We start from the raw sequence: 12673 nt of genomic DNA, 5'->3' as shown, positions 1-12673 counted from the left end.
CCATGGAACATTTCATCTCACTTTTTGTGAAAGCAGTGTTCGTGGAAAACATGGCGCTGGCTTTCTTCCTGGGTATGTGTACCTTCCTGGCGGTGTCCAAGCAGGTTAAGACTTCCCTGGGTCTGGGTGTAGCGGTAATCGCTGTACTGACCATTACGGTACCGATTAACAACCTGATCTATCAGAACGTGCTGCGTGAAGGCGCGCTGGTAGCAGGCGTTGACCTGAGCTTCCTGGGCCTGATCACCTACATCGGTGTTATCGCGGCTCTGGTACAGATCCTGGAAATGTTCCTGGATAAGTACGTACCGGCTCTGTACAACGCTCTGGGTGTGTTCCTGCCGCTGATCACCGTAAACTGCGCGATCATGGGTGCTTCCCTGTTCATGGTACAGCGTGAGTACAATCTGGCCGAGTCTGTCGTATTCGGTCTGGGTTCTGGTGTGGGCTGGGCGCTGGCAATTGCTGCGCTGGCAGGTATCCGCGAAAAGCTGAAGTACAGCGACGTGCCTGCGGGTCTGCGTGGTCTGGGCATCACCTTCATCACTGTAGGTCTGATGTCTCTGGGCTTCCTGTCCTTCTCTGGCATTCAGCTGTAAGAGGATCGCGTAAGTTATGGATTTGAACATTATTTATGGCGTCGCCATTTTTACCGTGATCGTGCTGACGCTCGTAGCGGTAATTCTGGCCGCTCGCTCCAAGCTGGTCAGCACCGGTGATGTCACCATCGACATCAACGAAGATCCGGAAAAGGCGGTGACCACCCCTGCCGGTGGCAAACTGCTGACCACTCTGGCCGGTTCCGGCGTATTCCTGCCTTCCGCCTGTGGCGGTGGTGGTACCTGTGCGCAGTGTACCTGTAAAGTGCTGGACGGTGGCGGTGAAATGCTGCCGACCGAACGCGCTCACTTTACCAAGCGTGAAGAGAAAGAAGGCTGGCGTCTGGCGTGTCAGGTGGCTGTAAAGCAGGACATGAAGATCGAAGTTGAAGAAGAGCTGTTTGGTGTTAAGAAATGGGAATGCGAAGTTGTTTCCAACGATAACCAGGCAACCTTCATCAAAGAACTGGTTCTGAAACTGCCAGAAGGCGAAGACGTTAACTTCCGTGCCGGTGGTTACGTTCAGCTGGAATGTCCTCCGCACGAAGTTCACTACAAGAACTTCGAGATCGAGGAAGAGTACCGTGGTGACTGGGACAAGTTTGACCAGTGGAAATACACTTCCAAGGTAGACGAAACCACTATCCGTGCTTACTCCATGGCGAACTATCCGCAGGAGAAAGGTCTGTTGAAGTTCAACATTCGTATCGCTTCCCCACCTCCGGGTCAGGATCACCTGCCACCAGGCAAGATGTCATCTTACGTCTTTAACCTGAAGCCAGGCGACAAGATGACCGTATACGGACCATTCGGTGAGTTCTTCGCGAAAGAAACCGACAACGAAATGGTATTCGTTGGTGGTGGTGCGGGTATGGCGCCAATGCGTTCCCACATCTTCGACCAGCTGAAGCGTCTGTCTTCCAAGCGTAAGATCTCCTTCTGGTACGGTGCGCGCTCCCTGCGTGAAGCGTTCTACGTAGAAGAGTTCGACAAGCTGGCGGAAGAAAACGAAAACTTCACCTGGCATCTGGCGTTGTCTGATCCTCTGCCGGAAGATAACTGGAAAGGTTACACCGGCTTTATCCATCAGGTACTGCTGGACAACTATCTGGCTAAGCATGAAGCACCTGAAGACTGCGAATTCTACATGTGTGGACCACCCATGATGAACCAGGCAGTGATCAAGATGCTGGAAGATCAGGGCGTTGAGCCTGAAAACATCCTGCTGGACGACTTTGGCGGTTAAGCCATTAGTCTGACGACAGACGATGTATAAAAAATGCCGGGGGCTGAGAAGCTTCCGGCATTTTTTATACCAGTTGCAACACCATTATGCCCTGCTGGCTAATGGCACTGGCTTAAGGATAAAGCCCTCGGAATAGTGACCCACACCATTAAAATAAACTCGGACGGTAGGTTGGGACGAACGAAGTGACTCCCAACACACTGAGTATTTTGACAGGTACAGTCTTGATAGCTGTTTCGGTTTCGTAACCTGACGATAGTCACCGTGTTGGGAGTCGCGTTCCGCTCGTCCCAACCTACAGCTCTTTGTTTTCAAGGAGGCTTAAGTCAGTACCATTACCTTATGTATTATCTATTGTACTCAAATGACTTGCTCATAACGGCTGGGCAGGTATCAATTCAGCAATAGCGACCGAAGAATCTTGCTGGTCATGCCCGCTTTATCAAAAGAGTGCGTTTTTGTCAGACAGGCTTTAATTTGCTGGCGAGTGGTGCCCAGACTGGTTTGCCTTAACTGGCTGATTTCCTCTGTTGACAAGCCACTGCAGATTTTGCTGCAGACATCCGCTTCTGCCAGTGTCATCGGGAACAGTTGAATAATATCATTCGGGTCAATGCTTTTACTGGTGGCGCAGGGCTGTATGACCAGAAAGTGATGACCATAAGAAGGGTTGATCAGGGTTGACTGCATCAGATCACGGTCATGGTGCAAAGACACTTTGTAATGAATGTGTTTGTGCTGGATATAGTAATACGGCGTTTGATGTGCTGGACTATTCTTCTGCTGAATACAGAGTGATAATGCTCCGGAATACTGCCTGCGCTGCTCATGGCAGGAAAATCTCAGAGTCTGGTCTGGCTCCATCTGCAACAGCTGGGTTTGTTCGATCAGGCTTTCCATCACGGAATTCAAATGGATAACACGACTCTTGTTGTCCAGTAATACCACTGCTCCCCTGATGTAATGCAACAAATCGTCATAACCGGGTCTTTTTAATCTGACCTCAAGACTTTCCAGATTCATCTGGCACGCTTGCCTGAAGTGGGTTTCCAGGCAGGACATCTGATCGGCGCACTGATGACTGCACAGTGTGTCTGTTTGCGGAGAGTGTAACTGCAACGAGATATCAATATCATAAGCCTGAAGTGATGTACTGAACCCCCGGATGACTTCTTCACCGGCGGAAGAATAAGTAGCCCGTTTGGTACGATCAGGATGAAAGGATTGGGACGTATGGTAAACCGGTGTCTGGTTCAGACTGCCTTCAATCGCCATTTTTGCTTTTACCGAGCCGGTCATCACACAAAGGGCTGACAGCACCCCGTGCCAGTTGGCAGGGTGTTCAATGGTGGAGTAGATAAGCTGTATAACACTGGAACGCTGACACGGCATGATTATTGTTATCCGTACTGGCTCAACTGTTCGCTATACAGGCGTTGAATTTCGCCTATCAATATTTTTTGTAATCGCTATCTACCAAATGGTAGATGACCGAAATATACGACATCGTACACTTAGTTGGCAAGCTGGGAAGTCTTGTCAACTGGAGGGGGAAGCGATGTTACTTTTCAGAGAGATGAAACTATTGCTTATGGCAATAGTGTTGGGGCTGGTGGCCGGGTGTGGCAGTTCCAGCAGTTCGAATGATGCGGTTGAAGATTCGTTACAGCCTGAAATAAGGGTTTCAGGAATGGTTGAAGTACCGGGTGGCGATGGTGGCTTGGCCAGTTTGGTTCAACCAGGTTTGTTAGATTGGCTTATAGAAGGGTTAGTACCCAAAGCAGTAGCGACTATTACTGGTATGGAACCCGTTGTGGGGGCCTTTGTAGAACTGATTCGAATAGATAATAACGGAGAGCAGGTCGGTGGTGTTCTTGCCAGCACGACAACAGGACTCAATGGTAACTATTCCCTGGTGCTACCAACCGGTGTGAATTTATCCGGTGACCTCATTGTCAGGGTTACAAGCGTTGACGATAGATTGCTCGGCGACGACCTGAGAGCTCAGGTGCTTGAAGAGGCGGTCAATATTAACCCGGTGTCAGAGTTTGTTCTGCAACGGTTTATTGCTAACGAAGACGTTGACCTTGCCACCATTCAGCCCGGAAGTGTTGTGCGACTCCGGGGCCAAATTGAGGCATTTGATCTGACGGAAACCGCCGATTTGTCTTCTATGCTTGAGCAACTTGATGAACGGGTCGGACCCTATGTGGATGAACGGATTCCGATCATCACTCAGGGTGACAGCAGCATGATTTCCGGCGAGTATCATTTGTCCCAATTCACAGTAGGTCTCCATGAAGGGCACCTTTGGGAAGGCTCTCTTGAAATGAGCCTTTCCCACGAGAGTATGATTTTTGTTCCCAGAGATCATGGTGCGGTCGAGCGACAGATGTCGGGAGATGAAAGCAGAGCTATTCATTATGCCGAGGCACCGCAAAGACTGCATACAGAAATAAATATATCCAATGAGACTGGCAGTATTGAGGGTGATATTGACGGTGAAGGTACTCTGGCTTACAACGCATCGTTTGAGGAATGGTGTGAAGAAGAGGAAGACAAACAAGTTTGCTTCAGGATGCCGGCTTTCCAGTATTTGACCCAGAAAGTCAAAGATAAAAATATACTGGTTGAGCGGCTGGAAGATGCCGTGGTGCGCTACGGTATAACTGACGTGGATGGTTTGCCAACACTCGACCCGGATGATGAGCACGGTGTGGAAATTTTCCGGGGTATTGGCATCAATATGAAAAAACCCGACACTCTGGCATTCGCTGATTTACAAGGGGCGTTTGGTGCTGTTTCTTATAACGTCTATGTCGATTCCGATCACCTGACCGAGATTGATATGGTCGTTTCAACAATAAACCTTGATGGCAGTAACGTGATTGTGGAGGACAATATTGACTCCATTTCGATTCAGCGTGACGAGATGGGAGTACTGACCAAAACCCAGTCCAATGATGAGAACCCCATCAGTATGGATTTTGAATTATCAAATGAAGCTGGACGTATTGATTTTGTGGCAGGTATTGATCCTATACCAGGTGTTGAATTTGTTGCTTCTGCCAATGTTAACGATGAGCTTGATGTGCTGGTGAGCCGCATATTTGCTGCTGTTGATGTTGAAGACAATATACCTTTTGCTTCAATCGGCTATGGTATTGCACTGAAACTGCCCGAAACCAAACCCGAATTATCTGGCAAGACCTATCGTTTGATGACCGTAGGTGTGAGCCATGGTGCTGATGAATTTGCCATTTTCAGAGTGGGTTATGACACCCTGTTAACTATGACTTCATCAACGGACGGGTCTCTTGAAGGTACGGAGTACCTGGAGAGAATCAATACAGGACATCAGGATGGCGGGTATAAGCTAAATCAATCTGAAGGCCAAGTGAATAAAGCAGTGACTATCAATCTGGAAGAGAATGGCTTCGCCACTCTGACACTGGACGATGCGGCCGGAACCGAGATAAAAGGTTTCTTCAATGAGGGGGCCAGTATGGGTGTATTCAGAAGATACTGGGAAGGAACTGGCGATAAAGACGGTGAAAAAGAACTGGAGCTGTTTGTTTTTGCCGAACTGGAGAGCGTGACCACTGAACAATAGCCAACAACTTTCTCAACAAAGAGAACGCGTTTTTTGATACCAGCAGCCCCGGCCATAAGAGGGTGTCGCAAAACCCACTACAAGCCGGTAATCTGGATATAAAGTAGCTTTACCGGCTTCAGTATGACAACAAGACCGCAAATCAAGATTAATACAGCTCCACAGCTCGATATTTTTTCAGGTGCAGCCAGTAGTCCGGATCACAAAAAACACGATAAGCCCAAAGGATCAGGCAACAAAACAGACAAACGACGTTTTGTTGCTCCGAACCCCAACGCCATCACCCTTGGCAACTCTAACTTGAAAGAACACCTTGAGCTAACTGGTCAGAAAACACCTTTTACTGTTGCATCCCTTCTTGATGAGCAAGACTGGTCTGATTTTGAGCAAAGGTATGCCTCAGAAGGTCGCCCTCCTTATTCACCCCGTAACATGATGGGTTTGATTCTCTATGGCATTATGCAGGGCATTACCTCGCTGAGAACTCTGGAGCGACTAGCCCGTGTTGATCTTGGCTGTATGTGGGTTACCGGTGGGATTTTTCCAGACCACGCCATTATTGGTCGCTTCATCAATATGCATAGCAAGTCCATGGCCGGTGCATTTTTTGAAAGCCTGACACGAGCCGTCCTCAAAAAGACGAACTCTGATGGTAGCTGTCTGGCTGGTGATGGAACGGTCATAGAAGCCGCCTGCTCAAGCTACAACCTGATGAAGCAGGAGGCTGCACAACAGGCTCATGAAACAGCACAAAAGCAAGCTGACAACCATCCAGACTGTCCTGAAAACAAAAAGAAACTGGAGATGGCCAGCAGTACTCTCGAAGCAGTTATTGAACGCAACGAGAAGCGAAAAAAGAATGGTAAATCAGGAAGTGCTGTCGTTAGCCCTACAGAGCCTGAAGCCGTTGTTCAAAAGATGAAACGGGGGCGAGGTTATACAACGGGTTACAAACCATCCGTGTTAGCCAATAACAAGCGGGTGGTACTGGCTCAGGCTGTTGATCCCACCAATGAAACAACTGTCGTAAGTCCAATGCTTGATCAGTCAATGCAGATCACGGGCAAACCAGTAGATGAAATGCTTCTGGATGCTGGTTACTTCAATGATGAAGTCATTTCAACCAGTCTGGAACGCGACATCAGCCTGCTATGCCCTGAGGGTAAAGAGCCAGGCAAGCCCAAAGAATCCAAAAAGTTCCAGAAGGGACATTTTTATTATGATGAGACTAATGACGTTTATCGTTGCCCTGCAGGAAAAGAGCTGGTTCTCATCGGGCAGATAAAGGGAAGCATTCGCACAAAAGAGCAAAAGATATATGGCAATGGACCGTGTGAAGGTTGTCCTCTCAAAGATCAGTGTACGACCAATAAGAAAGGGCGCCGCATAAAACGCTATGCGATGGATGATGCCAAGGATGCACTGAGGCAGGTTATGCAGCACCCGAAAGCTAAAAAGTCTTTCAGCAAAAGAAAGGCGATGGTTGAGCCTGTCTTTGCCTATTTACGGGATATACAGGGGTTAAACCGTTTTCGTCGCAAGGGGTTGGAGAAAGTTAAACTGGAGTTTGGCTTACACCTGCTGGCCTATAACCTGAGCCGGGCTGTAAAAGCCAGTTTTCAAGCTATTTTCAGGTACAACAGGATTCTCTGGTTGTACTTTGAGCGGTATCGGCCATTTGACAGAAAATGGGGCAGCTGGGAAAGAGGTCCAGTGAAGCGTCATTCTTTGCAGAGAAAAGTGCTTCACTGGGTTTAAATTTTGGCTTTTAAGACACCCTCATAAGACCGGGGCTGTCTGCATGTGTGCCGAGCATGTTGCACAGCTTGGGGGTGAAAGTCCCCTGCCCAGCCAGATGAGGGCGAAGGGCTAGCGAAGCACAAGGTTTGTATCGCGAGGTGCAGACTGAAGGCAGTGTGGAGCAAAACTGCGAGCTGACGAATAGAAATTGGATATGAGGCTGTCTGCGTGAGGACGAGTCAGCATGTGATGACGAAGTCCCATACTCATCCGGACACTCGGACAGTAAATCCGGCAGTTGTGCAGGGAAGGCGGTGTAACTTACCTCGGGAGGTCTGTGTGGTGTCTGATATTTCAGACTGAGGTCATCGTAAGATGTCCTGATCGCCATACAGAAGTCAGCAGACGGCATAGTAGCTGGCGAAGTCAGTGAAGGCCTGAACGGTTAGAGCGGTGATTAGTTTCTGTTTCTCGATATATCGGACGCAGACAAAGGCCAGCAAACACTGGTGCTCATGCCAAGCGGTGACGGCGGAACCGAAAGCTGCAAGGTCATAAGAGCTGAGACTATATCGGCATTACAGGATTACAAAAGCCCGGCGGGTGGTGTGAGTCATATGTCTTGTATCACTGACCCTTCCATTGTCATGTTTGTGCTGATGGTAGACGCTTAACTAACCGAAACGCCCAGTACGGACCCGTACGCTGGGTGTTGTGGGAGGAGTGGAGCCGCGAGGCTCCACCCTATCCCGATTGAGAACATCTGTTTCAGATAACCTTGGAACTTGTCACGCTCAATGCGAAGCCCAGGGTCTGATTCCTCGCAGCTTGCTGCGATTCTGCGGCGTTAGCCGCAGCATGGGTTTGTGTCTACATTGGAGAGATGGCTAAAAGCAGTTGGCTCTTTATGGATTCCGGAGGAATGGCACAACTCTACCGGCGGCACCAGCAAGTTTGAACATTTTACCCGCACCCTGAGAAGCCACGTTGGTCGGGAAATGCAGAAGTGGAACCTGAAGCGGAAATACCGGTTCAATCTCGATGATCCCAATGTCAAACGCTGGAAACAATAAGTAATACCAATTCATGTTTAGAAAGTGGAATTGGTATAAAAGCACAACACAGGCAGCCTTCCTTTCACTGGAAGCGATTGCCCCTTTAACGGCTGCTCCAGAGGTGTCAGCAGAACAAGCGGAAGAACAGGGATGGTTGGCTGAGATGCATGCATTGATCGATGATGATAGTGACTCGCAATCAGATTCGTCGGACGGATGACCCTGAATTTTTTTCCGGTAAGTGAATTTTATAACAACAATTTCAGAGATGAACTATGTTTTCAGAAGTTCTGAGCTACCCGGTTCTTCAGGATGACTGCTTTAAACGACTATGACAGCCCAACAGTTACCCCAGCCACCACCCCGGAAACCACCCCAACAATCAGCCCAACAATCAGCCCCTTTGAATTCAAAGACCAACTGCTGGACATAGCCTCCTCCCATGCTGACCGTATGATGCTGAATGCCGGGCGGGGCAACCCTAATTTTCTTGCAACCGCGCCCAGACGAGCCTTTTTACAGCTGGGCGAATTTGCCCTGCAGGAAGCGGAACGATCCTATTCCTATCTGAACAGTGGTTTTGGCGGCCTGCCCGAAACCGATGGCCTGCTGCAGCGTTTTGATGTGTTCCGGCACAATCATGAAGATGCCGACGGTATGCGATTTATTCAGGCGGCGCTGTCGCTGGTCAAAGACCAGCTGGGCATTCCACCGGATCAATTGCTGGCGGAAATGGTGAATGCCTCTCTTGGCTGTTACTACCCGCAACCTATGTCCATGTTGCAATGCCTTGAACCGGTAGTAAAAGCTTACCTGCGGCAGGAGTTGTTCAGCGGATTTATCACAGACGACCATTTTCATTTGTTTGCCACCGAAGGTGGCACCGCAGCCATGAGTTATATTTTTGCATCGCTGCATGCCAACAGGCTGTTGTCTGCCGGTGACAAGGTGGCGCTGATGACACCCATCTTTACTCCTTATCTGGAAATTCCCGAACTCGCTGACTATCAACTGGAGATTGCGGAGCTGGAAGCGGATGAGCACAATAACTGGCAGCTGTCGCACGATGAAATCCGTAAGCTGCATGATCCGGGCATTAAGCTACTTTGTCTGGTCAATCCCAGTAATCCGCCTTCTGTGGTATTAAGTCAGTCATCACTTCAGGCTTTGACGCATTTGATTCAGACGCAACGAAAGGACCTTATGGTGGTGACCGATGATGTGTATGCCACTTTTGCCGATGATTTCGTGTCACTGTTTGCCACCTGCCCCCATAACACGCTGTGCGTTTACTCTTTTTCCAAATTCTTTGGCGCAACCGGCTGGCGGCTGGGGATCATTGCACTGCATAACGATTCGGCTTTTGACCAGCTGTTGAAGGAACGAAGCGACAGTGGGGTCGCTGGTGATGTTAATGCCCGCTACGCTTCTATTACGGACGATCCGCAACAACTGTCGTTTCTTGAACGGCTGGTGGCGGACAGTCGCTCGGTAGCTTTGCACCATAGTGCGGGGCTTTCATCACCACAACAGTTGCAAATGACGCTGTTTGCACTGAGCAGCCTGATTGACAGTGAACGTCACTACCAGCGTGGTGCCAAACGTCTGATTCGGTCCCGTTATCAGACGCTGTATCAGAATATAGGGCTGCCACAGCCTTTGGCAGACGATGTAGTGGGTTATTACACACTGCTGGATCTTGAACTGTTAGCCTGTGGCTTGCATGGACAGGCGTTTGCCGACTGGTTTGTGGGGCGCCATAGTTGTGCTGAATTCCTGTTCCGGCTGGCAGACGAAACCGGCATTGTGCTGTTGCCCGCTGCCGGTTTTGATGTAAGGGCTCCGGCGGTGCGTGTATCGCTGGCGAACCTGGATATTGCAGGTTATGCCGCGATTGGCCGCTTTATACGACAAGTGCTGGATGAGTTTTTTCAGGAGTATCTCCAGAGGCAGCAAGACTCTTAAGGCGGCTCCTCAGTACTGCTTTTGACAAAATCCTGAGTCCGTCACTACGATTATGCCCTGAATAAAATGACGAGATTCTGGTATGACTGTACCACTGTCGTTCTCCGGGGGAATTCCCGATGTTTATGATCGCTATGTATTTCCCGCCAATATCAGGAACTTTGCCCAGTCACTGGGGCAGCGTGTTGCGGCATTGAGCCCTCAAAAGGTTCTTGAAGTGGCTGCAGGCACCGGGGCTGCCAGTGAGTGTGTTTTGCAACAGCTGGGCAAAGGGGTGGATTACACGCTTACCGATATTTCGAACGACATACTACTGCTGGCACGGCAACGTTTTCAGGATCGCGCACTGCAAATAGAAGTGGCCGATGCCTGCCATCTGCCTTATGACAGTGAGCACTTTGATGTGGTCATCTGCCAGTTTGGCATGATGTATTTTCAGGAACCTGACCAGGCATTGGGCGAAATAGCCCGGGTGCTGACTCCGCAGGGGCACCTGCTGTTTTCCGTCTGGGATTCGGCGGAACACCATCCCCTGAATCGATTCTTTTATGACTTGTTGAGCAGGCATGCGCCGGACTTTAAGCCCCGTTTTCAGGGTATGCCCTACAGCTGGAGTAGTCTGGACGGGATGAAGGCTCGCCTTGAAAAGGCTGGCTTCTGTCGCATCGATATTTCAGTAGAGCGACATAGCTGCTCGCCGCAGTTATGCCGGCATGCCGTTGAAAGCCGGATTGATGGCACACCTCTGGGGCAGGAACTGGAAGAGTCAGGACTGGACAGGCAGGCGTTAGTGGATCAAATCACCGATGATATGCAGCGGCACTATGGTGAAATGCTGGAAAACATTACCCGGCAGGGAGTGATTGTCACCGCGTCGCCAGCCTGTATGAAAAAACACAATTAAAGAGTGCCTAAAACCTGAATGCCCACAGACATGCTTTATACTCATCTAGCAAATCTGAACATTTATTGATCAGCAGAATCTGGGATTGGTATCAGTTGGTCATCATTCGCATTGCTGTTATGGGAGTTGTGTATGGTCTGGGTTCAGTTGGTTGTCGTGCTTGCCTGCATTTTTCTGGGGTCACGGCTTGGAAGTATTGGTGTTGGTTTTGCCGGTGCGATTGGTGTCCTGATTCTCACGCTTGGTTTGGGTCTTGAACCCGGAGCCATTCCCGTTGATGTAATCCTTATTATTATGACGGTCATCGGTGCGGTGGCGTCCATGCAGGTGGCGGGTGGACTGGACTGGCTGGTCAAGAAAGCGGAGATGATTCTGCGCAGTAAACCCAGGTACATTACCATTCTGGCGCCGACGGTCACTTATTTTATGACGCTTCTGGCGGGCACAGGGCATACGGCTTTCTCAACCCTGCCGGTTATTGCGGAAGTGGCGAAAGAAAACGGAGTGCGTCCGTCACGCCCTCTCAGTATTGCTGTTATTGCTTCCCAGGTGGCGATTACGGCTTCTCCGGTGTCTGCGGCTGTGGTGGTATTCAGTGATTTTCTGGAACCCTACGATGTCGGCTATCTGGATCTGCTGGCCATCTCCATTCCCACCTCTTTTCTGGCTGTGATTCTGACAGCCTGTGTCTGTAACTTTCTGGGTCTCGATCTGGAGAAAGACGGCATTTATCAGGAGCGCATGGCTGCCGGATTGATTAAAAAGCGCAAACGCGATGAGCGGGAAACGCCAAAAACCACGGCTGGTCTTTCGGTTCTGATTTTTGCGCTGAGCATTTTAGCGGTGGTGATTTATGCAACGGCCATCAGTCCTACGGTGGGCTTGATTGAAGATCCGGTCTTGCCCCGTGACTCTGCCATTATGCTGTTTATGATGCTGGCCGCCAGCATGATTGTCATACTCTGCAAGATCAACACCAATGACATTATTAATGCCCAGACGTTCAAGTCAGGGATGAGTGCTGCGATGTGTGTTCTGGGGGTTGCCTGGCTGGGTAATACCTTTGTCGGCGCCCATATCGAAGGCATTCAGTCAATGGCGGGCGATATTCTGGTCAGTTATCCATGGTTGCTGGCAGTTACCCTGTTCTTTGCTTCCATGCTGCTGTACTCCCAGGCGGCAACAACCCGGGCCCTGATGCCTGCGGCACTGGCGCTGGTTGATCCGGTCACGGCTATTGCTTCGTTTGCTGCGGTCTCCGCTTTGTTCGTATTGCCGACTTACCCAACCCTGCTGGCCGCTGTCGAGATGGACGAAACGGGTTCAACACGCATCGGCAAACTGGTGTTTAACCATCCGTTCTTTCTTCCGGGAACGCTGTGTATTTCATTGTGTGTGGCGTTCGGTTTCGTACTGGCTCCCATCGTGCTCTGAATAATAGTGCTCTGAACTGTTGCCCGAAATAATGGCGCTCTGAACCATTGCAATCTGCATAAAGGTTTTAGCATCAGACAGCAAAAAGCCCCGATTTTCGGGGCTTTTTCTGGTTTG

Annotated in this window: 11 protein-coding genes; 10 read left to right on the top strand and 1 reads right to left on the bottom strand. The window is 49.8% G+C overall.

Annotation, left to right across the window (positions count from 1 at the left end; all coding sequences use genetic code 11):
* Window positions 1–2: 2 nt before the first annotated feature.
* Window positions 3–599, top strand: a complete 597-nt coding sequence (nqrE, locus tag EZMO1_RS15015) for an NADH:ubiquinone reductase (Na(+)-transporting) subunit E (RefSeq protein WP_034872538.1) — start codon at window positions 3–5, stop codon at window positions 597–599.
* A gap of 16 nt (window positions 600–615) precedes the next feature.
* Window positions 616–1845 (top strand): NADH:ubiquinone reductase (Na(+)-transporting) subunit F, encoded by a 1230-nt coding sequence (nqrF, locus tag EZMO1_RS15010; RefSeq protein ID WP_034872539.1) that lies wholly within the window; start codon window positions 616–618, stop codon window positions 1843–1845.
* Window positions 1846–2238: 393 nt separating this feature from the next.
* Here nqrF and EZMO1_RS15005 read toward each other — a convergent pair whose 3' ends face one another.
* Window positions 2239–3237 (bottom strand): helix-turn-helix transcriptional regulator, encoded by a 999-nt coding sequence (locus tag EZMO1_RS15005; RefSeq protein WP_034872540.1) that lies wholly within the window; start codon window positions 3235–3237, stop codon window positions 2239–2241.
* 166 nt (window positions 3238–3403) lie between these two features.
* On the opposite strand from EZMO1_RS15005, the gene EZMO1_RS15000 reads away from it, so the two are divergent.
* The 8 genes from EZMO1_RS15000 to EZMO1_RS14970 all read left to right on the top strand — a co-directional run bounded on the left by EZMO1_RS15000 (window position 3404) and on the right by EZMO1_RS14970 (window position 12556).
* Window positions 3404–5458, top strand: a complete 2055-nt coding sequence (locus EZMO1_RS15000) for a hypothetical protein (protein WP_034872542.1) — start codon at window positions 3404–3406, stop codon at window positions 5456–5458.
* 123 nt (window positions 5459–5581) lie between these two features.
* Window positions 5582–7216 (top strand): IS1182 family transposase, encoded by a 1635-nt coding sequence (locus tag EZMO1_RS14995; protein WP_061509561.1) that lies wholly within the window; start codon window positions 5582–5584, stop codon window positions 7214–7216.
* A gap of 497 nt (window positions 7217–7713) precedes the next feature.
* Complete coding sequence (locus tag EZMO1_RS26895; RefSeq protein ID WP_160173990.1) at window positions 7714–7872, top strand: hypothetical protein; 159 nt, start codon at window positions 7714–7716, stop codon at window positions 7870–7872.
* 192 nt (window positions 7873–8064) lie between these two features.
* Window positions 8065–8271: a hypothetical protein gene (locus EZMO1_RS26255; RefSeq protein WP_145912621.1), complete on the top strand. Its 207-nt coding sequence runs from the start codon at window positions 8065–8067 to the stop codon at window positions 8269–8271.
* 13 nt (window positions 8272–8284) lie between these two features.
* Complete coding sequence (locus tag EZMO1_RS27375) at window positions 8285–8473, top strand: hypothetical protein (RefSeq protein ID WP_034872546.1); 189 nt, start codon at window positions 8285–8287, stop codon at window positions 8471–8473.
* Between the two features lie 92 nt (window positions 8474–8565).
* On the top strand, window positions 8566–10218 hold the full coding sequence (locus tag EZMO1_RS14980) for a bifunctional aspartate transaminase/aspartate 4-decarboxylase (protein ID WP_082211548.1): 1653 nt from the start codon (window positions 8566–8568) through the stop codon (window positions 10216–10218).
* Window positions 10219–10300: 82 nt separating this feature from the next.
* Window positions 10301–11122, top strand: a complete 822-nt coding sequence (locus tag EZMO1_RS14975; protein ID WP_051789240.1) for a class I SAM-dependent methyltransferase — start codon at window positions 10301–10303, stop codon at window positions 11120–11122.
* A 132-nt stretch (window positions 11123–11254) separates the two neighbouring features.
* On the top strand, window positions 11255–12556 hold the full coding sequence (locus EZMO1_RS14970) for an anaerobic C4-dicarboxylate transporter (protein WP_034872548.1): 1302 nt from the start codon (window positions 11255–11257) through the stop codon (window positions 12554–12556).
* Window positions 12557–12673 lie beyond the last annotated feature (117 nt).

The organism is Endozoicomonas montiporae CL-33 (genome assembly GCF_001583435.1).
Classification (GTDB): domain Bacteria; phylum Pseudomonadota; class Gammaproteobacteria; order Pseudomonadales; family Endozoicomonadaceae; genus Endozoicomonas_A; species Endozoicomonas_A montiporae.
Note: the sequence above shows the minus strand (reverse complement) of the source record. Positions and strands in the feature narration are given on the sequence as shown.